24 protein-coding genes are annotated in these 25,685 nt (G+C 27.1%); 5 read left to right on the top strand and 19 right to left on the bottom strand.

What is annotated here, in order from left to right:
* Nucleotides 1-47 precede the first annotated feature (47 nt).
* The 3 genes from ACNI3D_RS07965 (at nucleotide 48) to ACNI3D_RS07955 (ending at nucleotide 1,917) form a co-directional block, all read left to right on the top strand.
* Nucleotides 48-479, top strand: a complete 432-nt coding sequence (locus tag ACNI3D_RS07965; protein WP_419768908.1) for a sll1863 family stress response protein — start codon at nucleotides 48-50, stop codon at nucleotides 477-479.
* 96 nt (nucleotides 480-575) lie between these two features.
* The gene (locus ACNI3D_RS07960) at nucleotides 576-803 is read left to right on the top strand and encodes a ChaB family protein (RefSeq protein ID WP_419768907.1); all 228 of its coding nucleotides are present in this window, start codon (nucleotides 576-578) and stop codon (nucleotides 801-803) included.
* 64 nt (nucleotides 804-867) lie between these two features.
* Complete coding sequence (locus ACNI3D_RS07955) at nucleotides 868-1,917, top strand: AI-2E family transporter (RefSeq protein ID WP_419768906.1); 1,050 nt, start codon at nucleotides 868-870, stop codon at nucleotides 1,915-1,917.
* A 24-nt stretch (nucleotides 1,918-1,941) separates the two neighbouring features.
* Here the strand turns inward: ACNI3D_RS07955 and garR are convergent, their stop codons facing one another.
* The 6 genes from garR to ACNI3D_RS07925 all read right to left on the bottom strand — a co-directional run bounded on the left by garR (nucleotide 1,942) and on the right by ACNI3D_RS07925 (nucleotide 7,909).
* On the bottom strand, nucleotides 1,942-2,826 hold the full coding sequence (gene garR, locus ACNI3D_RS07950) for a 2-hydroxy-3-oxopropionate reductase (RefSeq protein WP_419768905.1): 885 nt from the start codon (nucleotides 2,824-2,826) through the stop codon (nucleotides 1,942-1,944).
* Between the two features lie 153 nt (nucleotides 2,827-2,979).
* The gene (locus ACNI3D_RS07945; RefSeq protein WP_419768904.1) at nucleotides 2,980-3,399 is read right to left on the bottom strand and encodes a hypothetical protein; all 420 of its coding nucleotides are present in this window, start codon (nucleotides 3,397-3,399) and stop codon (nucleotides 2,980-2,982) included.
* 118 nt (nucleotides 3,400-3,517) lie between these two features.
* Nucleotides 3,518-4,324 carry a CbbQ/NirQ/NorQ/GpvN family protein gene (locus tag ACNI3D_RS07940; protein WP_419768903.1) on the bottom strand — a complete coding sequence of 269 codons (807 nt, stop codon included), beginning with the start codon at nucleotides 4,322-4,324 and terminating at the stop codon, nucleotides 3,518-3,520.
* A 1-nt stretch (nucleotide 4,325) separates the two neighbouring features.
* Nucleotides 4,326-6,068, bottom strand: coding sequence for a nitric oxide reductase activation protein NorD (locus tag ACNI3D_RS07935; protein ID WP_419768902.1), 1,743 nt, complete (start codon nucleotides 6,066-6,068; stop codon nucleotides 4,326-4,328).
* A gap of 2 nt (nucleotides 6,069-6,070) precedes the next feature.
* Nucleotides 6,071-7,453: a cbb3-type cytochrome c oxidase subunit I gene (locus ACNI3D_RS07930; protein ID WP_419768901.1), complete on the bottom strand. Its 1,383-nt coding sequence runs from the start codon at nucleotides 7,451-7,453 to the stop codon at nucleotides 6,071-6,073.
* A 9-nt stretch (nucleotides 7,454-7,462) separates the two neighbouring features.
* A complete protein-coding gene (locus ACNI3D_RS07925) occupies nucleotides 7,463-7,909 on the bottom strand; it encodes a c-type cytochrome (RefSeq protein WP_419768900.1) in 447 nt (148 codons plus the stop codon).
* Between the two features lie 129 nt (nucleotides 7,910-8,038).
* On the opposite strand from ACNI3D_RS07925, the gene ACNI3D_RS07920 reads away from it, so the two are divergent.
* The gene (locus ACNI3D_RS07920; protein WP_129101362.1) at nucleotides 8,039-8,452 is read left to right on the top strand and encodes an RrF2 family transcriptional regulator; all 414 of its coding nucleotides are present in this window, start codon (nucleotides 8,039-8,041) and stop codon (nucleotides 8,450-8,452) included.
* 122 nt (nucleotides 8,453-8,574) lie between these two features.
* Here ACNI3D_RS07920 and ACNI3D_RS07915 read toward each other — a convergent pair whose 3' ends face one another.
* On the bottom strand, nucleotides 8,575-10,332 hold the full coding sequence (locus tag ACNI3D_RS07915; RefSeq protein WP_419768899.1) for an LTA synthase family protein: 1,758 nt from the start codon (nucleotides 10,330-10,332) through the stop codon (nucleotides 8,575-8,577).
* Between the two features lie 615 nt (nucleotides 10,333-10,947).
* The gene (locus tag ACNI3D_RS07910; protein ID WP_419768898.1) at nucleotides 10,948-14,850 is read right to left on the bottom strand and encodes an SMEK domain-containing protein; all 3,903 of its coding nucleotides are present in this window, start codon (nucleotides 14,848-14,850) and stop codon (nucleotides 10,948-10,950) included.
* Nucleotides 14,851-15,387: 537 nt separating this feature from the next.
* Here ACNI3D_RS07910 and ACNI3D_RS07905 point away from each other — a divergent pair.
* Entirely contained in the window at nucleotides 15,388-16,494 is a 1,107-nt protein-coding gene (locus tag ACNI3D_RS07905; RefSeq protein ID WP_419768897.1) for a tyrosine-type recombinase/integrase, read from the top strand.
* Between the two features lie 98 nt (nucleotides 16,495-16,592).
* Here the strand turns inward: ACNI3D_RS07905 and ACNI3D_RS07900 are convergent, their stop codons facing one another.
* From ACNI3D_RS07900 to ACNI3D_RS07850, 11 genes are all read right to left on the bottom strand, one after another.
* Nucleotides 16,593-17,348, bottom strand: coding sequence for a hypothetical protein (locus ACNI3D_RS07900; protein WP_419768896.1), 756 nt, complete (start codon nucleotides 17,346-17,348; stop codon nucleotides 16,593-16,595).
* A 14-nt stretch (nucleotides 17,349-17,362) separates the two neighbouring features.
* Nucleotides 17,363-18,046: a hypothetical protein gene (locus tag ACNI3D_RS07895; RefSeq protein WP_419768895.1), complete on the bottom strand. Its 684-nt coding sequence runs from the start codon at nucleotides 18,044-18,046 to the stop codon at nucleotides 17,363-17,365.
* A gap of 25 nt (nucleotides 18,047-18,071) precedes the next feature.
* Nucleotides 18,072-18,773, bottom strand: a complete 702-nt coding sequence (locus ACNI3D_RS07890; protein ID WP_419768894.1) for a hypothetical protein — start codon at nucleotides 18,771-18,773, stop codon at nucleotides 18,072-18,074.
* A 12-nt stretch (nucleotides 18,774-18,785) separates the two neighbouring features.
* Nucleotides 18,786-19,490: a hypothetical protein gene (locus tag ACNI3D_RS07885; RefSeq protein ID WP_419768893.1), complete on the bottom strand. Its 705-nt coding sequence runs from the start codon at nucleotides 19,488-19,490 to the stop codon at nucleotides 18,786-18,788.
* Between the two features lie 12 nt (nucleotides 19,491-19,502).
* Nucleotides 19,503-20,192 (bottom strand): hypothetical protein, encoded by a 690-nt coding sequence (locus ACNI3D_RS07880; RefSeq protein WP_419768892.1) that lies wholly within the window; start codon nucleotides 20,190-20,192, stop codon nucleotides 19,503-19,505.
* A 146-nt stretch (nucleotides 20,193-20,338) separates the two neighbouring features.
* A complete protein-coding gene (locus ACNI3D_RS07875) occupies nucleotides 20,339-20,848 on the bottom strand; it encodes a PulJ/GspJ family protein (RefSeq protein ID WP_419768891.1) in 510 nt (169 codons plus the stop codon).
* Nucleotides 20,845-21,237, bottom strand: a complete 393-nt coding sequence (locus ACNI3D_RS07870; protein ID WP_419768890.1) for a hypothetical protein — start codon at nucleotides 21,235-21,237, stop codon at nucleotides 20,845-20,847. The genes ACNI3D_RS07875 and ACNI3D_RS07870 overlap by 4 nt, the downstream gene beginning before the upstream one ends.
* A 2-nt stretch (nucleotides 21,238-21,239) precedes the next feature.
* Nucleotides 21,240-22,745, bottom strand: a complete 1,506-nt coding sequence (locus ACNI3D_RS07865) for a GspE/PulE family protein (protein ID WP_419768889.1) — start codon at nucleotides 22,743-22,745, stop codon at nucleotides 21,240-21,242.
* Nucleotides 22,735-24,708: a type II secretion system secretin GspD gene (gene gspD / locus ACNI3D_RS07860; RefSeq protein ID WP_419768888.1), complete on the bottom strand. Its 1,974-nt coding sequence runs from the start codon at nucleotides 24,706-24,708 to the stop codon at nucleotides 22,735-22,737. The genes ACNI3D_RS07865 and gspD overlap by 11 nt, the downstream gene beginning before the upstream one ends.
* On the bottom strand, nucleotides 24,698-25,174 hold the full coding sequence (locus tag ACNI3D_RS07855) for a hypothetical protein (protein WP_419768887.1): 477 nt from the start codon (nucleotides 25,172-25,174) through the stop codon (nucleotides 24,698-24,700). The genes gspD and ACNI3D_RS07855 overlap by 11 nt, the downstream gene beginning before the upstream one ends.
* On the bottom strand, nucleotides 25,158-25,685 hold the full coding sequence (locus ACNI3D_RS07850) for a hypothetical protein (RefSeq protein WP_419768886.1): 528 nt from the start codon (nucleotides 25,683-25,685) through the stop codon (nucleotides 25,158-25,160). Before ACNI3D_RS07850 ends, ACNI3D_RS07855 begins: the two co-directional genes overlap by 17 nt.

Here is a 25,685-nt window from a genome sequence, read left to right as displayed (position 1 = left end):
TAACATAATTAAAGAGATTACAAATGAAAATACATATATAAATATTAATGCTAATCGGCTTACTTGGTATTACAACTTTATCATATGCTCAAACAGAAAATATAAATACCTCAATTAAAGAAGTAAAAAAAGATACTCAAGAGTTATTTAAAACTATTGGAAGTTATACTGTTGATAAAAAAGATGAGACGCTTAAAGAAGTAAAAATAAGTTTAGATAAGCTAGATAATCAAATCGATATTTTAGAGTCAAAAGTTGATAATAAATGGGATAAAATGAGCAAAGATGTTCGTATAAAAACTCGTGAGAATTTGAAAAATCTTCGTGATCAGCGTAATCAAGTTGCTCAATGGTATGGAAGTATGAAAAGTAGTACATCTAATGCATGGGAATATACAAAAGAAGGCTTCATAAATGCATATAAAAAGTTAGAAGATACTTGGGAAAAATATGAAGAAGAGTTTACTTCTTCAAAATAAATTACTCTATAAACAGTCTGATACTTATATTATAAAAAGTGTCAGACAAGTTTATATTTTATGATAATAACAAACTAATTTAAATTTGGAGTGAAAATGTCTTACAAAAGTATTAATCAATTACCAAAACAAGTAAAAGACAATCTACCAAAGCATGCACAAGAAATATATAAAGAAGCATATAATAGTGCTTGGGAAGAATACAAAAACCCAAAAGATAGAAAAGATGATAGTTCAAGAGAAGAAGTTTCTCATAAAGTTGCTTGGGCAGCAGTGAAAAACACATATGAAAAAAATGATGAAGATAACTGGATTAAAAAATAAAAAAGTAAAAAATTGATATAGTTTAGTTTCTATATCAATTTTTTAATATCCAAGGAACTTAATAATGACTGATAAACACCCAAATAAACTCCAACAAGCTTTTATACTACTTTTACTATTTATAGTTTTAATGGGTTTTATTGGAATGATTAAAGAGTTTCTAATAGCTCTTGTTCTTGCTGCAATTTTTGCAGGCTTACTTTATCCTCTTTATCAAAAAGTTCTTTTTTATTTCAAAAATAAATCTATTTTGGCTGCATCTACTGTACTAATTATATCTATTCTAGCCGTAGGTTTTCCCTTGGCAGTTCTTACAGGTATGGTCACAAATGAAGCAATACAATTTAGTGAAAAGACAAGTCCCTTAGTAAAAGAATTATTAAAAGAAGATTTTTCACTAAGTCAACAACTTCCTACTTGGTTACCATTACAAGATAAATTTGATTCTTTAAATGAGACTCTTCTCAAAAAAGCTTCTGAAGCAACTAATGCAATAGGAAGTTGGTTGGTTTCAAGTTTATCTAGTGCAACTAAAGGAACTCTTGGTTTTTTTATGAGTTTGTTTATTATGTTTTATGCAATGTTTTATTTTTTGATAAATGGAGAAAAATTGTTAGATTCTCTATCTTCTATAATTCCTCTTTCAAAAAAAGATTATGATGAACTTATATATCGTGGGTTAACAGTAACTAAAGCATCCCTTAAAGGTATAGTTATAATTGGACTTATTCAAGGCCTATTGGTAGGAGTTGCATTTTGGGTTATAGGACTTAATGGACCAGTATTTTGGGGAAGTGTAGTTTTTCTTCTTTCTGCTGTTCCTGGATTAGGGGCACCTGTAGTGTGGTTGCCAGCAGTAGTATATCTTATGTTTACAGGTAGTATTGGATGGGGAATTGCTCTTATTATATGGGGAATAGTATTCGTAGGATTAGTGGATAATCTTCTTCGACCATGGATTGTTGGAAATGATGCAAAATTGCCCGATCTTGTTATCCTCGTATCAATTCTTGGAGGAATAATATCTTTTGGACCTATAGGTATTATAATAGGGCCAGTAATAGCAGCTCTTTTAGATACAGTATTAAATATTTATAAAAAGAGTTTTAAATAAATATTTAAAACTCTTTATCTGAAGTTATCTTTTTACTTCAACTTTTGACAATCTTTCATAATATCTAATTATTCCACCATGATCTAAATGATCTTCACCTTGAGCTTTCATAGCTTGCATGATTTCCATAACGGCCGCGGTTAAATGAAGAAGAACTCCTATCTCATGTGCTGTATCAAATGCATTTTGTAAGTCCTTTATGTGTAAGTTGATTTTAAATCCTGGCTCAAATTTTCTATCCATAATTAAAGGAGCTTTTGCATCTAAAACAGTACTTCCAGCTAGCCCTCCCCTAATAGCTTCATAAACTAATTCAGGCTCAACACCTGCTTTTGTAGCTAATACTAAAGCCTCACACATACCAGCAATATTAAGAGCAACAATAATTTGATTTGCTAGTTTTGTCGTATTTCCAGCTCCTACTTTTCCAGTATAAACAACGGAACTTGCCATTGACATCATTAATTCATAAAACTTATCAAATACCTCTTTTTTCCCACCAACCATAACAGATAGTGTTCCCTCTATTGCTTTTGGTTCTCCACCACTTACAGGTGCATCAAGTAGTTCAACACCTTTTTTTGAAAGTTGGGCTGAAATCTCTTGTGAAGCTAAAGGTGCAATTGAACTCATATCAATAACAACAGTCCCTTCTTTTATACCATCAATAACTCCATTTTTTCCAAGAACAACTTCTTTAACTTGAGGAGAATTTGGTAACATTGTGATAAGAACATCAACTTGCTGTGCTACTTCTTTAGCACTTTGAGCACTTGAAGCGCCAAGAGCAACTAGTTCTTTAACAGATGCCTTACTTCTGTTTGTAACAACTAAATCAAATCCTGCTTTTAATATATTTTTCGCCATAGGTTTTCCCATGATTCCAAGTCCTATAAATCCAACTTTCATTTTAGTTCCTTTTCTTTATTAGGTAATATTTCTGTCATTTTTTAAAAAGTCATTTAGTATTTCGATAGAATATTATAATATATTGATTTTTCTAATTATTGACTTAAAATATATTTCCCAATTAAATAGTAGAAAACAAAAAGAATAAAGTATTTACACATACCACATTATTTGAGATAATAAAACTATTATTATTACCAAAACAAAGGGTAAAGTATGACCTTTAAAAACTAAAGGTTGAATACCAAAAAAAACTTGAAGAATGCCTCTTAAACCAAGCCAAAGACCCAAAATAGCTTTTATTGAAAGTAGAATTTGAAAGTTTGAAAGTCCAGATTCTTCAATTATCCCAAAATTTATATATAATAAATATATCCCACTAATAACTGCAACAACAAGTGCTTTAGGAACAAGAACTTTTGTAAAAGCTTTAAAATAGCCTCTAACTTCATCATATTTATCTTTTGACAAGACTTTTTGCATTCTCATTAGAATCAAATTATCAGTAAATAAAAAACCTGCGTATATAAGTACAGAAAAGATGTGAATTAGTTTAAAAATTAAATAAATCATTTGATAATTCTATCTTCTTTTTTTATTTTTTTTGTTGATTACAATCAAGTGATTATTCTCATAATAAGTAAGATATATAAGATCAATCTTCTAAAAAACTCTAAAAGACCAATATTTTTTAACTACACAATTTTGAAGCATCACAACTCTTTTTAAAATGTAAAGATATCAGTTTTTCAAGTACTTCTAAAACATCATCTTCATCACTAAGAGATTCTACAATCGAATGCATACAAGCTTCATAAGGATTAAATCCTTTTGTTATAAGTTTTGCTGCATAAATAAGTAATCTTGTAGACACAGATTCATGGATATCGCTATCACTTAATTGACGAATTTCTCCTGCGATATTTACAAGTTTTTCTGCTGTTTTTTCATCAACATTACTTTCTTTTATTATAATTTCTTTTTCCAAAGTAGCTTTTGGATAATCAAAACTAAGTGAGATAAAACGCTGTTTAGTACTAGGTTTCATTCCTTTTAATATATTTTGATAACCAGGATTATAAGAGACAACTAACATAAAGTTTGGGTGAGCTTCTATAACTTCTCCCGTTCTATCTATAGGTAGAGTGCGTCTGTAATCAGCTAATGAATGCAAAACTACTGTTGTGTCTTTTCTAGCTTCAATAATCTCATCTAGATAACAAATACCACCATTTCTTACAGCTTTTGTAAGTGGTCCATCTTGCCAAAAAGTACCTTTTTCATCTATAAGATGACGCCCAACCAAATCAGCTGCACTCAAGTCATCGTGGCAGACAACAGTGTAAACATCTAGCCCTAGCTCTTCTCCCATAGTCTCAATAAAACGCGTTTTACCACATCCCGTCGGTCCTTTTATTAAAATTGGTAAATTCATTGAAGAAGCAGTTTTAAATAGTTCTACTTCATTTGATTGTTGTAAATAATAATTTTTAGACATTTTAATTTCCTTTTGTTAAATTCATATATATTTCTGGTAGTACCTTGGGGAGTTTTTTAGGATCACGAATAACAGCATATGCATTTTGACCAAAAAGATAAGGCAAATACTCTTTTGCATCCATATCTATAGTAATACAAAAAGGAATAATTCCTTTTTTCTTTACCTCTTCTATTGCTTTTTTTGTGTCTTCTATTCCATAACGGCCATCATATTTATCCACATCATTTGGCTTTCCGTCGCTAAGTATGAGCAATAGTTTATTTTTAGATTGTTGTTTATCCAAAATCTTAGCACTTTCTCTTATTCCAGCTCCCATACGAGTATAATAACCCGGTTTTATTGTATTTATGCGACCGCGTGCTAAATCAGTGTATTTTTCTTTAAAATTTTTAATAATATGAAAATTGACTTTTGTATTTTTAATAGATGAAAAAGTATAAATAGCAAAGCGATCTTGAAGTCTGTAAAGTGATTCTGAGAATACCATCAAAGCATCTTTAATCATATCTATGACACGAATTTCTTGTGTTATTCCAGCTTCTGTTGAAAGGGATACATCCGCTAAAATCAATGTTGAAATATCTCTTGTTTTTCTTTCATAAGTCTCAAAAAATCTTTGAGAATGATTTGAACAGTTTTTATGACTTTTATAATCAATCCATGAATCAATATTAATCTCATCACCATAAGGAAGATTATCTCTTTTGATTCGGTCAAGTTCCATCAAATCCAATTCATATTGAATTTTTTTCATCATTTTTACATGTCGTTGTGGTAATTTTATGGGTTCTACATTTATCCAAATAAATGGTTTTATACAGACATAATTTTTCAAATAACACTCTTTTTTATAATCCCATTCATCGATAAAATGCCCTTTTCCAAGAGGATATTCTTCAAGAGTCTCTACTGATATATCTAAATCCATTTTAAGTCTTGAAGAAAGATTTGCATCTTTTTGTCCTAATGTTATTTCATCTAATATTTCTGCATTATAAAGAGCATCTTCATCAAAAGTATCATTTTCTTGTCTATCAACATTAACCTGTTCCAAAAGACTCATAAGCGATTCAGGCAAAAATAATAAAAGACCATCTGTTTCTTTTTTATCATTAATTTGCTCAGCTTTTTTTTTCATCTTTAATGTTTCAGTCTCATCTTGCTTTTCTTTTTCTCTTAATGGTTCATCTTCATCATCAAAATCAAGTAACTTATTGCTATTTGATAAGGCAGGATAAATCCATAAGGGGCTTAAATATTGATGGTTTAAAAATTCCAAAGAATTTTTAATCATAAACTCTTGTGCATAATCATAAAATTCTCTAAATCCAGAATATTTTTCTACAAGAAAACTAATCGTTTTCATATTTTCTTCTATTATATTATTACTGTTTATATTGATTTTACTTAACATTGCAATAAGCCAGTAATAATGCATCTCATTATATTTTTTAGAAGGAAAGTAAGCTAATGAAGCAGGCAAATAAATCCCTTTTTCATCCTGCCAAGAAAGAAAAAAAGTTTTGCCTGTTCCTGAAATCTTTTCAAAAAAAGTTCGTGAAGTTTTTATAAATCTTTTGTCAGTAATATTTATACTTTTACCTTTATCACCTCCTAAGAGGTGATAAAATATTTTTAAAGCTCTACTTCTTTCAGAAAAGAACACCTGTTCTTCTTCATAAATACTAGATGTTTTTTTTGTTAAATATTTAGCCCATAACTTTCCAACTTTTTCATCCATCTTTAATTGCCTACCTTTACCTCTTTAACAAAGAAACTGTAAAAATATGTCAATAATCCAACAAAAACCATTAGTCCAAATAATAAACGAATTCCATAAACTACTGATAATTTTGCTTGTGTAGCCATGAAACTAAGAGCATGAGATGAATCAGGGATTCTTTGCATTTCAATTTGCATTATTCCAGCAACAGTTAGAGCCAAGGTAAGTCCTATCATACCAATAACCATCAACCAGAAACTTGTCAATTCTACTTTTTGCGCTTTAGGTCCATTTCCATGTGGACGACCTCTAAGAATCGGCATAGAATAAGATATCAAGGTAAAACATATCATAACATACGCACCAAAAAATGATAAATGCCCATGTGCTGCTGTTAGTTGTGTACCGTGTGTATAAAAATTTACAGGTGCAAGTGTATGCATAAAACCCCAAACTCCAGCTCCTAAAAATGATACAATAGCTGTACCTTTAGCCCAAGTAAGTGCTATTTTATTATTATGTTGTATACGACGATTTTTTGTCATGCTAAAAGCAAAAAGTATCATTAGAAAAAATGGAATTGGTTCAGCAGCTGAAACAATAGAACCTATCCATAACCAATATCCAGGAGTTCCAATATAAAAAAAATGATGCCCTGTTCCTGCTAATCCAGAAATCAATGTCATCGCAATAATTAAATACAACCATTTATCTATGTGTTCTCGGTCAACACCTGTTGTTTTAATTAATACAAATGCTAAAAGTGCACCCATAATAAGTTCCCAAGTACCTTCAACCCATAAATGAACAACAAACCACCAGAAAAACTTATCCATAACAAGATTATCTGGAACATAAAATGCGAATAGAAAGAAAAATGCTAGTCCAAATAAGCCTGTTAGTAAAATAATCGATATAGTCGTTCTTCGACCTTTGAATACAGTCATCGTTACATTTAAGATATAAGATAAAACAACAAAAACAATACCTATTTTAGTAATAGTGGGCTGTTCTAAAAATTCACGCCCCATAGTTGGCCATAACTCATTAAATGTTATTTCTGCTAAAGTTGCATAAGGCACAAACAAATAACCTAATATTGTTAGTACACCTGCTACTGCAAATACCCAAAATGTAATTTTTGCTAATAAGGGGCTCCACAACTCTCTTTCACTTTCTTCAGGTATAAGATAATAAGTTGCACCCATAAATCCAAATAATAAAAGAACTATAAGTAAATTAACATGTACCATACGAAGTACATTAAATGGAATAGCTGGGAATAAAAAATCACCATATAGGTATTGTATTCCCATGCTAATACCAAAAAGAATCTCTCCGGCAAGAAGAATTAGTGCAAAAATAAAATATGGCTTTGCGACCATTTGTGATGAATATTTCATTCGGTTTCCTTATCCTTGAATATTTGGTGGCCACTCTTGTGTATTAACCTTTGATGTCCAAATTAAAAAATCTGCAAGACTATTTATTTGTTCTGGTGTTAAATTAAACTGTGGCATTTTTCTTCTATTAGGAATATCTAATGGTTGAGCAGCCATCCATCCTGATAAATATACTTTAAATGCTTTTTCATTACTTTCACCCAATCGTTTAAATGCATTACCTAGCTCAGGAGCATAATAAGCACCCTCACCTAATATAGTATGGCATCCTACACAATTGTTATTTTCCCATACTTTTTTTCCAAGAGCAACTGACTTGGTAACTTTTTCTTCGTGACTTAGTTCTGGAATTTTATTAACAGTATCAAAAGTAAGTCCTGCAAATACCAAAATCGCAAAAAGACCTCCACCGAAGTAGATATTTTTGGCCGTATTTTTAGTAATACGCTCACCCATTTTAACTCCTTATTTATATTCTACCTTTAAGTAGTAATTGAAATAGTATCAAATTTTCTTTAATTCTACCTTTAAGTAGTAATTAAATATACCTTCTATATAATAAAGTAAATAGATGAAAGGATTTGCATGCAATTACACAATACTTCACAATATGCAATTAGGATTTTAAGTTATATTACAAATCAAAAGAAAGAATCTCTTCTTAATGCAAAAGAACTTTCAGAAAATTTATCAATTCCGTATAAATTTTTAACAAAAATCATGGGAGAACTTGTAAGAACTGGCTTAATTAAATCAATTAGAGGAAGAGAAGGTGGATACGAACTAAATAAAGCAGCATCAGATATAAAAATATCAGATATATTAGATATATTTAATGATTCACTTCAAGAAGAGAGATGTATTTTAGGCATAGGTCATTGTGATTGCTTGAATAAATGTGCTTTACATGATCAATGGATTCAACCAAAAAGTTTAATAGAAGAGATGTTTAAAGAAACGACTTTAGACAAACTTGCAAATAATGAAGGAAAAATATAAAAAGTTACTTATCCTGCTAAACTGCTAAAATAGCAGTTTAAAATATAAGTTAAGTTTTACGGAAATAGGCACAATTAAAAGATAATTTTGTTTTGAACTAATTATTCTATATTTTATAGTTATTATCTGAAAAGACGATTTTCATAAACATGATTTAATACAAGAATAAAAGCTAATAAATCTTTTTGAAGTTGGATATCATCTTCTGTTTTTTGAAGGCGTTTATTTATATATTCAAAGGTTAAAGGCTTTGTATTAGGTCTTATTATGGCAACTTTATTTCCATGCCTTAAAGCATATCTATCATTGAATTGCATTAACGACAAATCAACTTTTTTATCGTTAAAAATAGAGTGACCCATAATCGGATATATACTCTTTATTCCCGCTAAATCAAGAGTTGTTGCCAATAAATCAGGTTGTGTTGTTAATTTGTCATAAACAGAAGGTTTCAAATCTTTTCCTAATATAAGTCCTGGGATATGAAACATATCCACAGGAACAATATCATCTCCATAAACTCTTACATTATGATCCGCAGCTATTAAGAAAATCGTATCTTTGTAATATTTTTCATTTTTTGCAGCATTTATAAATTTACCAATAGCATAATCTGCATACTTGATAGCATTTTTAACACTCTTTTTTGCTTCACCTTTTATTAACTCTATTTTTCCATCGGGAAAATCAAAAGGTGTGTGATTTGATGTGGAAAAAATAACTGAAACAAATTTTTGTTTTTTTGCATATAATTTTTTATACTCTTCATTAGCTCTTTTAACAACATCACCGTCACTAACACCCCAAGTTCCTATAAACTCTGGACTTATAAACTTTTCTTCGTCAATCACTTCATCAAAACCATTACCTAAATACCAAGATTTCATATTGTCAAATCTACTTTCACCTCCATATATAAAAGAAGAATGATAACCTAAAGGTTTAAGTAGTGATGCAATTGTAAAAAAATCCCTTTGAGATTTATTTCTTTTTACAACTCCTTTTCCAGGAATGGAAAAAATTCCAGATGTAAGCCCTGCCAAGCCTCTCACACTTCTTGTACCATTAGAATATAATTCTTTAAAAAGAATTCCTTCTTTTGAAAGGTTATTAAAATTTGGGGTAATACCTTTTTCTCCACCTACTGAACTAACAAACTGATATCCCAAACTTTCTTGGACAAAAATTACTATATTTTTTGTATTTTGTGTTTTAAAATGAGTCTCTTCTTCTCTTGAAAGAATGTATTTAGAGTCTGTATTTTCAATATTTAATCTTTTTTTTACTCGACTAATTGCTTCACTGATATTCATTTTCCCATATCTTTTTTGAATATCTTTGCTACTATTTTTACTCATTGAATATACAGCATAACCGATGCTATACATAGAGTTTTTTGTAACTTCATTCAATATTCTATTTGAAGAATACATTGCATCTGAATTATTTGCAGGTCTATGTCCAAAAGATGATCGAATACCTATAAATAAAACTATTGATAAAGGAAGAAAAAACAAAGCTCTTTTAAAAAAATTAATATCAAAGATTTCTATAAAGCTATCTTTGCATTTTTTCAAATAGACATAAGAAAAAAGAGAAATTATTATAAAAACAAATAATAATGGTAACTTATAATCTGCAATAAGCATAGAGAATAATTCTTTGGGATATTCTAAATACTCAATAAAAAGATAGTTTGGTCTAGAATCATACTGAGCCATAAAAGGAAATGTTGCAATCTCTACAAAAATAGTTATTGAAATTATTATGAGAAAATAAACTTTCAATAAATAATCTATAAATTTACTAAAAATTTTAGGAAAAAGAGTTAAAAGAATAAGAGGAATAACCAATACAATAGAAGTGGTCATTATATCCATTTTAATACCATATAAAAAAGTAAGCCATATATTCACATTTTCATTTTTAAAATGATTAAAATATAATAGAAAAAGAGTAAATCTTCCAATAAAAAATATCGATATAAAAAATAAATAATATTTTAAAAGTTTTTTAATTATTTGCAAATTTTTAATCCTAATCATAAATTTATTTGATTTTATTTATTTCTTATGAATAGCATATGAATAATTTATGAAGTTTTTGTCATATTAATTAAATCTTTGATAAAAGAAGAAGATTAAGAAGAAGAGAGTGTTTAAGTGATAACGATAACCTTATATATCACTTCTTTTTATGATTTATATTTAAAGTTGGCGACCCCATCAAGATTCGAACTTGAGTTTACAGGAGGAAATTCTTACGTTTTATATTTACAGGTATTTACAAATAGGCAATAAAATGCCATTTTATAGGTAGTTTTGAAGTTTTTAATATTGAATAGATAGTATAAATTTACATTAATTTACAATAAAAAAGGACACCTAACATATTTATAAAAGTCGTTTTGAAAATAAATAAGTACTATATATAGGCAGTTCTAAAATCTACTACATTTTAGCACTGTCTATTTCATATTAGATATTCTATTTATTTTAAGTTATTGTCTGCTCAAGATTTATTTCTAAAACAATATTTTTTGTCACTTGAATTTCAGCTACTATATCCTCAATTTTACTTAGAACATCTACATCTAAAACAGTGCTCTTAGAAATATAAACGAACAATTCTTCTTGATTATTTAGTTCCTTCATTACAAAATCATAAGTAAAACCTTTATCTATATTAGATGTTTTATCATTTAGCAATCCGACATACACAGATGTAGATACTCTTTCTTTGGTTAATAAAGTAATTATCTTTTCATCCAAATTGTTTGTACTTAAGAAGTTAAGAGTATTAATCAATAACTCTTTATATTTAGCTTTTATTGGTATTGCATTGATAAGTACAAGTATCTCTTCTTTATTATTATTTTCAATGAGTTCATTAATGTATCTTTCAAAATTCTCATTTTTTAAACCACTAAAAAAATAATTAATATCAATTTTATAATCTATTGGTACTTCTTCTTCATTAGCTTGTGTATAAGTGAAGTTATTATAGTAATCAAGAACTAATGAAATAAACTCTTTATAATCTTCATAGTCTTTTACATAATCTTGTATTAAATAACACTCTTGAATATTATGCTCTTTCTTATAATTAAAGAATATTACTTTTGCAAATATTTTTAAGAAAACCCTTGCAAAAATATCTTCTATTTTGTAGTCTAAAAAATGAAATAGTTTTTTTAAATCTTCTTTGCTAATTTTTATTTCTTCTAAATCTTCTTTATAAGAAGGAATATAAACTATTTTTCTAAGTTTGTCTTTAACAAGTTCAAAACTTATATTATTTTTTTCTAAATTTTCCAAGATAAAAATTAAATAAATTGATGGAGTTATTCTATGTTTAATTATCAAATCTAATAGTTCATGTATATAAGGTTTATAGGTATTAAAGTCTGTATTATCTTTTAGAATACTATATATATTCATAAACGAGTTATCTATAAACCAGGATATACTTTCCTTTTCTTTTTCTTTAAATATTGTTAATAGCTTTTGATATAATTCAATATTCTTACTTTTAAATGAATTTCCAACATATCTTATTAATTCACTAGTCTCTAATGTTTCATCAATGCAATCTATATCTAACGTTGTAAGTCCTAAATCAAATAGAAAATTATCAATAGTTTTAGATACAGCATTATTACTAATATTTGCTATACCTTTAATAGCTAAGTTTTTGAAAAGTTGTGGTTTCTGTTCGTACCAGTAATTTAATAGTTTAGTAAGTTCAGTAGAGAACTTATATGAATTAGTACTATTTTCAATAAAATGTAATGTATTAACAAAATTAATAAAATCATCTTCTGTTGTATGAGACTTAATAAAATAATTATATAAACCTATATCATCCTCTGAAATATTTGTATCATGTCTATTTTGATACTTATCAAATAACCATTTATGCACATCTTCTTGTTTATGATACTCATCTATAAATTTATCTAAATTATATACTGTGAACATTGTACTAACAAGACATTGATTAAATATAAAAATTGGTGTTCGTGGAATATCCAAAAATAATGAAAATGCTTCATCTTTGTGTTTTCTAAAAGCCATTGCATTGAATAAAACTTCTTCAAGTTTTGATAAGAATTTATAATCATTAACTTTAGTTAGTTGCTCTTTCATATTCTCAAATAACTCAATTGTTATCTCATAATAATATTGTTCATTTTTAGCTTGTAATTCTTCATTGATACTATTTCCAACATCCCTTAATATATCCAATGCTCTACATTTTAAATCAATATTAGAGCTCTTTAGCATTATCAATACTATCTCTTTTGCTTTATCAATTACTTTTCTAATATTCTCTTTTGAAGTATCAAACTCGATTCTTTTTGTATCAAAATACATAGACTTTGACCCCATAAATAGATTACTTAAAGCACTTTTTAAAATATCTAATTTATTTAAATTCATTGAATCATTATTTACCCATTTTTTCATTTCTTCTAAAGCTTCAATGATTACATCATTATTTTTTGATTCATAAGGAATAATCATGTCATTAAAAACAGAACTTATATTATGATTTGCAAAATATGGTTTGGGGAAAGATTGAACTTTAGTAGAAACTAAAAAATCAATTAAGTGTTTGATCTGTAATCTTCCTGAATCTCTTTCATTTTTTAAATTTGAAATTAGTTTATTGATTATTGGAACTAGACTTCCTAAATTTATATGTTCATCAGAGATATTAAAATCTACTTCACTAATTTTAGATACAATATCCATGATTCCCCCATTTTTTGGGTATTCATTTTCTTTTATTTCTAAAATAGTAGTTACTTCCTTTAAGTACATAAATGACTCAAAAGGTGCATATCTTACAATTCTATATAATATTCTTAAATTTGAACTTCTAAAATCTTCATTTTTCAACCACCCTTTAACTATATCTTTGAAAAATAGTTCTAACCCATCATTATCTTCATATCCTAATACATAAGATAGATTAGTAATTATAAGCTCCAAATTATCTGCCATATACTCAAGAGCTATCTCTTTATATTTATTTTCATAATTTTTTACAAAACTAGTTAAATATAAGTCACCCAATACATCTGGATTAAATCTAATTTTATTATTTAGCTCTCTTAAAATACCTACAGTTATAAGTTGATTAACTTTGTCATTATCATTTATATCTATTAAGTTTCTTGGGCATGGACTTAATAAAGCAATTCTAAACAATAACTTCTCAATTTCAAATATTTTTATCTCAAGCCTTTTCAATGCTTTAACAGAATCACTTAATATGTTTTTAGAAAAATTCTTAATTCCATCAATATCACCTTTCAAAGCTTGTGTAATTAAAAAAGGATTTGAATTAAACTGATTATTTATACTATTGATTGCAAAGTCAGTTGCATCTGGTCTTAATAAAAGTATTAAATCTTTGATTTCACCATTACTCCAAATTATAGGTAATTCTTGCGTTTTTAATGCATTAAACTTTGAGATTTTTTCTTCAACTAAATGTTTTGATGCAGTTCTATAAGAAATCATTATTTTAGAACCACTATCTATTAAAAAAGAGAAAATACTAGACACACTATTTTCTAAAAACTTATCTATATCATCATAAATTAATAAATATTGTTTAGCAAAATCTAACTTTTTTAAGTCAGCTTCAACATTATCTTGTTTTGTGAATATTATTGGAGTATATTCATTTTTTAAAGAAGCCAAATATTTTAATAGATGGGATTTCCCATGTCCTCCTGTTCCAAATACTTCTAAAACATTATTATTGGATTGTAAAAAGCTTTCAAAGTCTTTATTATAAGAATAAAATTTTTTAGTAATTTCTTTATTTAATTGAGCTTCAAACTTATTAAAATAATTTTCTATATCAAGGTTATATGCTTTACTATCAAGTCTCTGGTTTAAAGTATTATATATATCTTTACATTTTTGTTGGTTTTTTCGTGCAATAGATATAATACTATCAAGGTCTAGTAAATCTTCTTTTTCAATACCTTTTTTCTCCAAGTTTAAACTTGCAAGATTACCAAAATCTGGCTTTCCTGCAAGATAACACATTTTTAATTTATAATGTTTGTACTCTTTTAATTCTTCATTCTCATCTTTCTTTTTAATTGTAGAGTAAATTTTATTTGTAGTTAATGTAGAGGTTACTTGAATAAAGAATTTATTTTCTTCATCAATTAAATCTATAGCAGGAAAATTATCATGAAAAACTTCGTTAGCATTATTTATTTTAAAACCATAAGCACTATTTAAAAGATGCATAAATATATCTTCACCATATTTATTTATATCAAATAATCCATTTTTTGTATCTTGCTCAACTTTTAATTTTATGAATAATAACTTTTCACTTATATAGTCTAACTGTTTTATATAATCCATCAAGCAAATACTCCTCTTTAGAATTAATAATATTATATATATAAAGTTCTTTGGCTGTTGTTAATTATTAGAATATATACAAATAATAAAAGATTTTGTTTACTCTATAAATTGTTTTTTATTTTTTACTATATTTAACTTTAGATTATTATATTCTGTATATTTTTTACTTGTATTTTCATTTATCACAATCAAAAAGGACACCTAATTATTATAAGTAAAATGCTATAAAATAGGAAATCTATACAGAAATACAAATAATAATGCACACCTAAAAGGACACCTAGAGATAAATATTAAAATAATTAAATAGTTATTTTTCTTTTGAAGCACGTATTTATGGTACGTGTAAATGGCGACCCCATCAAGATTCGAACTTGAGTTTACAGGAGGAAATCCTATAAACATATCATTTATTAAGATTTATTTTATTATATATCATCGTTTTTATGGGATTCTTAAATTCTTATTAATTTATTTCATACTATAATAATACATAAAAAGGTATGTCCCAAAAGTATGTCCCAAGGATTTTAGATGGCAGTTAATAGAAAAGAGTTTATAAATAAAATCGATACAGGTTTATATGCAAATGCAAAATATGATAAATTTTATTTAAATTGTAAGATTAACTACAAAGTTAAACAAAAAGTTTTTACATATACAAATCAAGCATGGGATAAAAAAACAAGAATCAAAAAAGCAAAGATTGATACACTTGAATACATTGATAAAATTAAAAATGATTCTCAAGAAACTAATTTTAATGAAAATATCAAACTAGATACTTTTATAAAACAATATTTTAACACTATGGAAGAGAGTAGCTCTTATAGTGGAAATAGATGGAAAATCTCTATTGTAAACTATTACAAAAAACACATCAAAGATATAATCGGTAATAAAAAGATTAAGGACATAAGGCAAATACATATTAAGTCTATTATTAACAATGTTAAATCACTTGGACTAAGTGCTAGAAGTCAGAAAACTGCATTAGAGATATTAAATCCAGTGTTTAAAAGTGCTATAGTAAATAGAATCATATCATTTAATCCATGTGATGGTATTACAGTAAAAAGACCAAATACAAAAAAGAAAGTTCAAAATGCATCTGTATTATTAAAAGAGATATACAATGCCATAATGACTATATTTAAAAATGACATATATTTTCAAGCTTTATTTTTATTTGCATTACAAGGAAGAAGAAGATCAGAGATATTAACACTTAGATGGGAATACATTGATTTTGATAACATGTCATATACTTTACCAAATACTAAAAATGGTGAAGAACAAACTTTTATTCTACCAGAATCGATCGCCCTACTCCTCTTAGCGATGGAAACAAATAAAAAACATTATGTTTTTGAATCTCCAACAGATTCAACATCTTATATTCAAAATATTCAAACTCAAACAAGAAAATTAAAAAAGGCATTAAATAATCCAAACTTTGGAATTCACTATTTGAGAAATGTAGTTGTATCAGCTATGGCAGAACAAGGAGTTAATGCAACTTATTTATCAGGAGCGTTAGGGCATTCTGATTTAAATACTATTAAAAAGTATTTATCAATACCTTATAAAAAAGGTTCTGAAGTTGCTAATGCAACTATTCAGCTTTTAACTGAATCATAAAACTTAAATGCTGATAATTTAAAGTAGATTTAGGCATAACGGATTAGGGTACTAGCAATCTTCTAAGATGCTAATATCCCTTTTAATAAGATTCTTTTTTAATTTTTTATACAACTATTTGTAGAAGAGTCATAAGTATAACCCTCTTTAAATCTAACACCAGTATCTTTTAAATCTATACTAATCAATTCATCTGTTTGACTTGAACTTAAGATATAGTGGAAATATGATTTAAATTTATTTTGTGATGTACTTACTGAATCTGTTATTTTTGTGTATTCAACTGTTACTCTTAAATCACTAACTTTCCAAGAATTACTTAAAGCTATATTATTTTTTAAATACACTCCAATCTTATTATTAGACTTTCTATAATCTGCAGATATATGATAAGTATTTGCTGAGTTAAATATACTATAATTTTGTGAAGTATTTCCAGATACTAAAATTTCATCATTTCCATCATTTAAATAGCCATCAAAGTCAAAATTAACTATTCTATCAATATCTTCAGAAATTACATCTGTATATTTATTAACTCCAGATGAACCTACGGGAACTATATAATCATCAAAAGTAAAAACTTTTCGATAAACTGGTTTCCCTAAATAAACCTTATTAGTTAAAGTTTCTTCTTTAGAATAAATATCTTGTCCTACTCCATTTTGTTTTGCAATACTCTCTAGGTTATTAGAAAAGCTATAACTTTTTATACACTTTTTAGTCTCTATTCCATCATTATTTGTAATTGTAAGTTCATAATCTGCACTTAAGGATAGTGAACACAATATTCCAATAACTATCGTAAATAAGACTCTTTTACCTGCTAACAGGATTCCATTTCTTGCCATCATTTTATTTCCTTATTTTAGTTTTTAGTACAACTGTTAGTTGATGTATCATATGAATAACCTTTTAAAAGCTGAACTCCCAGATTTTCCATATCTTTTGTTATTACTTCATCATTTGTAGATGAGCTTAATGTATAGTGAAGATGCGATTTAAATTTATTTGGTGTACTACTTGCAGTATCTGTTGTTTTTGTGTATTCTAAAGCTACTTTTTTACCATTAAAAAATGCTATTCTATTAGCACCAAAAACATATCCAATTTTAGTTGGTAAAAGAACATAAAATATATCATCATTATCACCTCTTAAAGAAGTTGCACCTAAATATCCTGCTCCAATTTCTCTCGCTGAGATTAGTGTCTCTATATTTTTTGCAGGATTTATATATTTCATTTCATGCCATTTTTTATCTCCTATTAAATTAGAAGGTATAGTAACAAGTTTTCTATACACTGGTTTACCTAAATAAACTGTATTAGTCATCACTTCTTCTTCAGAATAAATATTCTTTGCTACACCAGTTTGATTTGCTATACTTTCTAAGTTATTTGAAAAACTATAACTTTTTACACACTCATTTGTTTGATTTCCATTTACATCTGTTAGTACTAATTTATAATCAGCAAATACTGAAGTCAATCCTAATAATCCTAAAACTAATAATTTTTTACCTGCTAGCAGGATTCCATTTCTTTCCATCATTTTTATCCTTTTTTATTTTATATATTTAATTTTTTATACAAGAATCTGTTGAAGAATCATAAGTATAATTTTTATCAAAAATCACACCTTTATTTTCTAAATCTTTTGTAGTCACTTCATCTGTTGTAGATGAGCTTGGTATGTAATGTATGTATGATTTGAAAGTGTTTGGTGTTGTATTTACTACGTCTATTGTTTTTATGTATTCTAAAATAACATAACCTGTAACATTATCAAAATCTTTATGACCATCAGGAACCCTTACTACTATTTGTGTACCATTGGTACTTGTAAATGCACGAATTTCACCACCTTTACTCATTAGAAAAGTATCAGAAGAATTAACAGTAAAACCATTTGTTCCATATATAGTGAAGTTACTTAGTTCAGCTCTATATATTCCTGTTAATCCAGTATTAATAGTCAAATCTTTTTTCTTTATAGTAAATCGAAATAATTTTCTATAAACAGGTTTACCAAACAATATTTTATTTGTAAGTGTTTCTTCTTCTGAATAAACATCTTGTGCTACTCCTTTTTGTTTAGCAAGGCTTTCTAGGTTATTTGAAAAGCTATAACTTTTGATACACTCTTTTATTTCTGTGCCATCTTTATCCATAAGAGTCATTTGTAGATCTGCTTGCAAAGGCAAAATTGCCAAAGATGTTAGGGCTATTGTACTTAATATTTTTTTACCTGCTAGCAGGATTCCATTTCTTTCCATCATTTTATTTCCTTATTAATTTGCTGGTGCTATACAAGAATTTGTTGAAGCATCATATGTGTAGTTTTCAAAAAAGCCTATTTTTAAGTTTTTTGTTGATTTTGTTATATATCCACCATTTGTAGAATCACTTGGTAAGTAGTGGACTAAAGTTGTTAGTTCATTTGTATTAGATTGAGCAGTGTCTGTTGTTTTTGTGTATTCTAATACAACTGTTACAGGAGTAGAAGAATTAGCATAAGATTCAGTAGTTATATATCCAAAAGAATTTTTATTTATGTAATATCTAAATTGTGTAGTTTTTGATGCATGTAAAGTATAATGTTCATGAAAGTTACCTATTTTAACTTCAGCATCAACTAGATTTTCTATGTTATCAGATGCATTATTAAAATTTAAACTTCTCCATTGACCATCATTTATCATACCAGTTAAATTAGCAAAAACTCTTCTATAAACAGGTTTTCCATCCCAAGTTTTATTTGTAAGGACTTCTTTTGTTGTAGAGTATTCATCTATATATTGTCCACTTTTATTATGAAGGCTTACTAAATTATTTGAAAAGCTATAACTTTTCACACAAAGACTCTCTTCAACTCCATCTTTATCTGTAAGTGTCATTAAAAAATCAGCTTGTGCTGAAACTAATAATGCAGAAGTTAGCATTAGGGATTTAATTATCTTTTTGCCTATAAATAGGATTCCACTTTGTTTCATCATTTTTTTTCCTTATTAATTTGTTGGTGCTATACAAGAGTTTGTTGAAGCATCATATGTATAATTTTTTTGAAATCTAATACCAGCATCATCCATTGATTTAGTGATATATTCTCCATCTGTAGATTTACTTGGTAAATAATGAACTAAAGTTGTTAATTCATTTGGATTAGTTTGTGCAGTGCCTGTTGTTTTTGTGTACTCAAGCAAGATATATGGATCTTTAAAATTGCTACCTATATCTGTCCCAATTCTATACCCAATGTAATTAGTTCTTATCTCATAAACTAAATAATGTGTTGAACTCCCAGTCTGAGAATATCCTGATAAATCACGCATCATTAATTCTGCTGTAAGTAATTTTTCAACATTAGTAGGAGGATTATCGTAATAAGTTATTGTCCATGTATTATTAGCAACTAGACTTGGCATTTTTGCAACTTTTCTATACACAGGTTTACCTAAAAAAACTTTATTAGTTAATGTCTCTTCAGTAGAATAAATATCTTTCTGATTTACTTTTTTTCGTAAGCTCTCCAAGTTATTTGAAAAACTATAACTTTTCACACAAAGACTCTCTTCAACTCCATTTTTATCTGTAAGTGTCATCAAAAAATCAGCTTGGGCTGATGATAGTACAATACTTCCTACTAATAATCCTTTGATTATTTTTTTACCTGCTAACAGGATTCCATTTTTTTCCATTATTGTTTCTCCTTTTATTTAAAAACCATTAAATATTAACCAATTATTAATAAAATAGATATAAATAAAAAATTATTTTTATTTATAATAGTAATATAAATAGCTATTAAATTAAATATTTCATAAAGATAAAGATGATTATTATATTAGTTTATAGTTAGAGTATTAAAAAAAACTATTGGCTTATCTTTTTTTTCTAGAAGGATAGAGTATATTTTTTTATTCTCTTTTGATTGAGAAACTTTAAATTTGAGAATATCACTGTCGAGCTTATCTACGAAAGCATCATTAAAAAAAGAGTCTAATACTTCTCTTTCATTGAACTTATATAGACTCTCTATTCGAAGTAGATTTTTATCTTGTGAAATTATATATGTAACATATTTATAAAAAGGATTATGATACATATCCTTTGTTTGTATCTTTAAAATTGTATTTGAGGATCTATCAAAAGTTATTTCGATATTTTTTGCTTTTGCAATATCTTCATAAAGTATGGATTTGAGTCTATTACTTGATTCTAGTGTATTAAGTTTTTTTTCATAGAAAAAGTTACTTTGTTTTGTAAGGTCTAAGGATTTATATAAAAAAACAAGAATAAGAGAAAAAAGTGTGATACTTATAAGTATCTCTATTAGAGTAAAAGCTTTTTTCATTTATCTATCTTTATTGTATAAAACTTCTTTTTTATACTGTTCTTTATAGAGTATGCACTTTCTATTGTCGTAAAAGAAATAGGTGGATGTTCTAACTCTTTTGTATCCAAAGTTTTATCTTTTATAGTTATATTTGTGGCTTTTGTTTGTTTTTTTAGCTCTTCATCATTTAGTGTTAGATTTTCATCTATGGTGAGATTTTTGTTTCTATTATTACTTACTTGATAATTTAAGGCATAAAGACTTATGTAAGCTTGGTTTAGTTTATTTACATCACTTTTTTCTATAATAAATAAGTTATTTTGTTTGATTTTAATAAGTGAGCCAATAACCACTGTTATAATAATGATAGATATAAGAACCTCTATAAGAGAAAGAGCTTTTTTCATCTTTATTTTATACCGATTCTTATAGCTTCTTCAAAAGATGTAGTTCCTTCTATTAGCATAGATTTTAATTGCTCACCAAGAGGTTGCATACCACCTTCTATGGCTAAGTTCATCAAGTCATTATCATCAAGATTATTGTGTAGGTGCTTTTTAATTTTTTCATCGACTAAAAAGAGTTCTCCAATGGCAACACGACCACTATATCCTGTGAAATTACAAAATTTGCATCCGACTGATTTATATATCTTAGTATCATCTGAGATATCAAACATTTCATTATAATCTTTAGCTAAATCATCTTCTTCTTTACAAGAAGGACAAAGTTTACGAACTAACCTTTGTGCTAAAACTGCCAATAATGATGATGTCAATAAAAACCTTTCCACTTTCATATCTACAAGTCTTGAAATAGCAGCAGGTGCTCTATTTGTATGTAAAGTAGAAAAAAGTAAGTGACCAGTTAAAGCTGCTTGTACTGAAATAGAGGCAGTTTCACTATCTCTAATTTCTCCTACCATAATGATATCGGGGTCTTGTCGCAAAATAGAACGCAAACCACTGGCAAAAGTTAGCCCTACTTGTGAATTTACTTGTATTTGATTTATCTCATCAGATTTGTATTCTACTGGATCTTCTATGGTGATAATATTTTTCTCTTTATCAACAATATGTTGTAATAAAGCGTGAAGAGTTGTAGACTTTCCACTTCCTGTAGGTCCTGTTACTAGTACCATGCCATAGCTGTTGTTCATGATACTTTCTAAGCTATTTGTTATATAAGAAGGAAAGCCCAATTCATTTAAAGTAGGAATATCTTCACTTTGCATCAAGATACGCATAACCACTCTCTCACCATAAAAAGTGGGCAAGATTGAAACCCTTATATCAAGAACTCTTCTTGCTATTTTAATTTGGGTTCGCCCATCTTGGGGCACACGCTTTTCACTAATATCTAAGCTTGAAATAACTTTTATACGACTAATTACCAATGCCATTATATTTTTTTCTAATTCAACATGCTTAAATAAAACACCATCAACTCTATATCTCACTTCCCCTTTGTGTTCATGCATTTCTATATGAATATCACTTGAACGCTTTTTTATTGCTTGATAAAACAACGAATTTACAAACTTTATAATAGGTGCTGACTCTTCAGAAGTCAAAATATCTGAACTATTTTTCAAAAACTCTGCAACTGAAAAATCTTCATCATCAAAAGATGCATCTTCTTGCTCTTTTTGAATACTATTCATTTGTTTATCAGTACGGATTTCAACAAAATGGTTATATAATCTATCAAAAGATATTTCATCTAAAAAGATTACTTCATGTTCATAATCAAACTTTGATAGATAATCTAATGCTTTACTCATATGTTTTTCATAAAGACAAATGACTATTTTATCTTCAAGTTGAGAAAAAAGTACATAATTTTTTAGTGCGAGTTCATACCCTTCATGTTCATAAGGTAAAAGTGAAGGATAATGTTTTTCATCAATCTTCATGGCTTTTGCCCATTATCATATCCATTTGTTTTTCATGAATAGATTTATCATCATTATCTTTTAAATCTTCAATTTCTTCTTCAATTTCCTCTTTTTTATCTTTTAAGTCTTTATTTTTTTTCATAATTTCTAAATGTCTTTGTACTAATCTTACTTCCAAATCTTTTGTATATTGATCTTCAAGTAATTTTAATTCTGTTAATTGCTCTCTTACAAAAGTTAAACCTTCACTATTTGGTACAATATAAGGTGTCATAATAACTACTAGGTTTATTTTATCTTCTGCTTTTTTTGTATTTTTAAATAATACTCCAAGAACAGGAATATCACCAAAAAATGGAACTTTATCTTCTATCATATCAGATTTATTTTTTATAAGTCCTCCAATAATAACACTTTCACCATTTGATACTATTGCTGTAGTCTTAACTTCTTTTTTACTTGTATCTGGATTTGTTTGTCCATCTTTTAATTCTTTTGCATCTTCTAAGACTGTTTCAATTTCTAAAGTAACTTTATTGTCATCTGAAATTCTTGGTTTTACTTTTAAGGTCAACCCTATATCTTCCCTTTGAAAAGTGTTATTAGTCGTTCCACCATCTGTAGTTGTTGTACCTGTTTGAAAAGATTTTGTTTCTCCAACATAGATTGATGATTCTTTATTGTTGATACATAATATTGATGGTTCAGAAACTATATCTATGGCTTGATTATTTTTTAGTAGATTTAATGTTGCTCCTAAAGCAATACCTGAGTTTAGTGTTTTTGTATTAAATGTCAATAAGGATTCAACACCAGAACTCAAAGCATTTACACTTCCGCCAAGATTCGCACCAAGTGTAAAAATTCCATTGCTTGTTGACTCTGCACCTGTTAATCCATATTTGATACCTAAATTATGTATTTTATTAGCACTAACTTCTATAATCTTTGCTTGAACATAAACTTGTAATCTCTCTTTATCAAGTTGGGAAACAATCTCTTTTATGTATTTTATTTCATACTTTGGTCCAACTAATACTAAAGCATTAGTCTCTTCATCAATTGAAGCATAAGGTTTACTATCTGGATCAATATATTTCTTTTTATTAATTATTCCTTCAATTATCTTTATCATATTTTTTACTTCAACATTCTTTAATACTACAACATCAACAACTCTTTCTGATAGACTTCCTATTTTATCGACATTTTGAATATATTTTTCTAGAAAATCAACATTTTTTTCTTTTCCAACAAGCAAAATTGAATTGTCATCTTTATTGCCAAGCACTACGACTTTTTCTTTATCAATTTTTTCATCAAAGACAGATTTCGCAATATTTTTTAATGTTGTTTCCGCACTAGATACTTGAATATTTTTTAATTTAATACTTCGAACTGTTTTTTTTGCATCTTTAGAGATGAGTGTTATTATTTTTTCTATAGTTTCTATATTACTTTCAAAATCAGTTATAACTATCACATTAGATTCTTTATCTGTTACTAACTTTGCAGATTTTGTTATAAGGTGTCGTATCTTAGAAGCAATATATTCTACATTTGAGTATTGCACAGAAAAAACTTTTGTCACCATTTGATCATAGTTATATTTATTTTTACCTGCAAGTACGGGGAGATTGTACTTAGAGCTATCTTCCATTTTTACAATACGCAAAATACCGTGATTTTCAACTATTGTTAATCCTTTTGACTCAAGTACATAAATCAAAATATTATAAATATCATCATCATAAAGCTGTTTATTTGTTATAAAATCCACATTACCACTTACTTTTGTTGTTAATAAAATATTTTTATTAATAATCTTTGAAGTAATTTTAATCAAATCCTCAATACTTAGATTTTTAAAACTTATATCAATAGGTTCTTTCTTAGCAAAAAGATTTAAAGATAAAAATACTACTAATATAAATACTTTTAATATACTAATTTTCTTTATTTTATAACAACTATTTATCATCTTTTATAACCTTATATTTTAATTTATCTTTATTTATTTCTAATTTATATTCTATTTTGTCTTTTACAAATATTACAAATGATTTTTCTATTTTTTTAAGCTGATAACCTTTAAAGCTATCATTTAGTGCCAAAATATGACTCTTCTTACTACTTTTTTCTTTTAAAACTATCCAACCTAAACCACTACTTTTTGAATAAATTGCATTAAGCTCCAATTGAGAAAGAAAGGGATAGCTTTTTTCTGTAGTAATTACTTGCTTTGTTTGTATTTGTGCATTTTTAAATCCAAAAGTTGATAAATAATCATAATCACGAAAAGCAAACCTATAACGGTTTTCTACAATATAATCAACTCCCATTTTAGGAAGTATCAAAAACAGCATAATATTAAAGATATAACTTACTAAAAATAAAAACATTAAAGTAAATACATATTTAGACATAAAATTAAAATTGATATTCATAATAATATTTTCCTTTGATTAATTTCCAATTATTAAGTAAATAATTAAAATCTGTTTTTACTAATCTTGTTGGTTTTAGCTCTAAGGTGATTTTCTTTTCTTTCAAATTTATCATTCCTCTCATTTCACCCATTTGACCCTTTCCATTAATTGTTATATTTAAAGGATTAATAATAGAATGATTTATAGATAATGAATCAATTAACTTTTCATACTTACTGTTATTTTTATTTATAAAAAATATATTAGTTATTTTTATATGTGAAAAAATAAATCCAGTTGAGATACTTGCAGATTCAAATTTTGCATAAGGTTTATTTTCATATATTATATTTCCGCCAGTTATTTTTAAATATAACATTTTGTCATCTATTATCTCTTGAGAAATGATAATTTCTTTTTTCATTAATGCTTTTTCAAAGAGAAAGTAAAGATTCTCTTTTGGTAAAAACAATATAAATGAAAAACAAAAAAACAATACATAAAGAATAATTTTTACTATTTTTTTCAT

This window comes from Arcobacter siniprincipis (SeqCode) (assembly GCF_048571125.1).
Taxonomy (GTDB): Bacteria; Campylobacterota; Campylobacteria; order Campylobacterales; family Arcobacteraceae; genus Arcobacter; species Arcobacter siniprincipis.
This window is presented reverse-complemented; position numbering and strand designations above follow the sequence as displayed.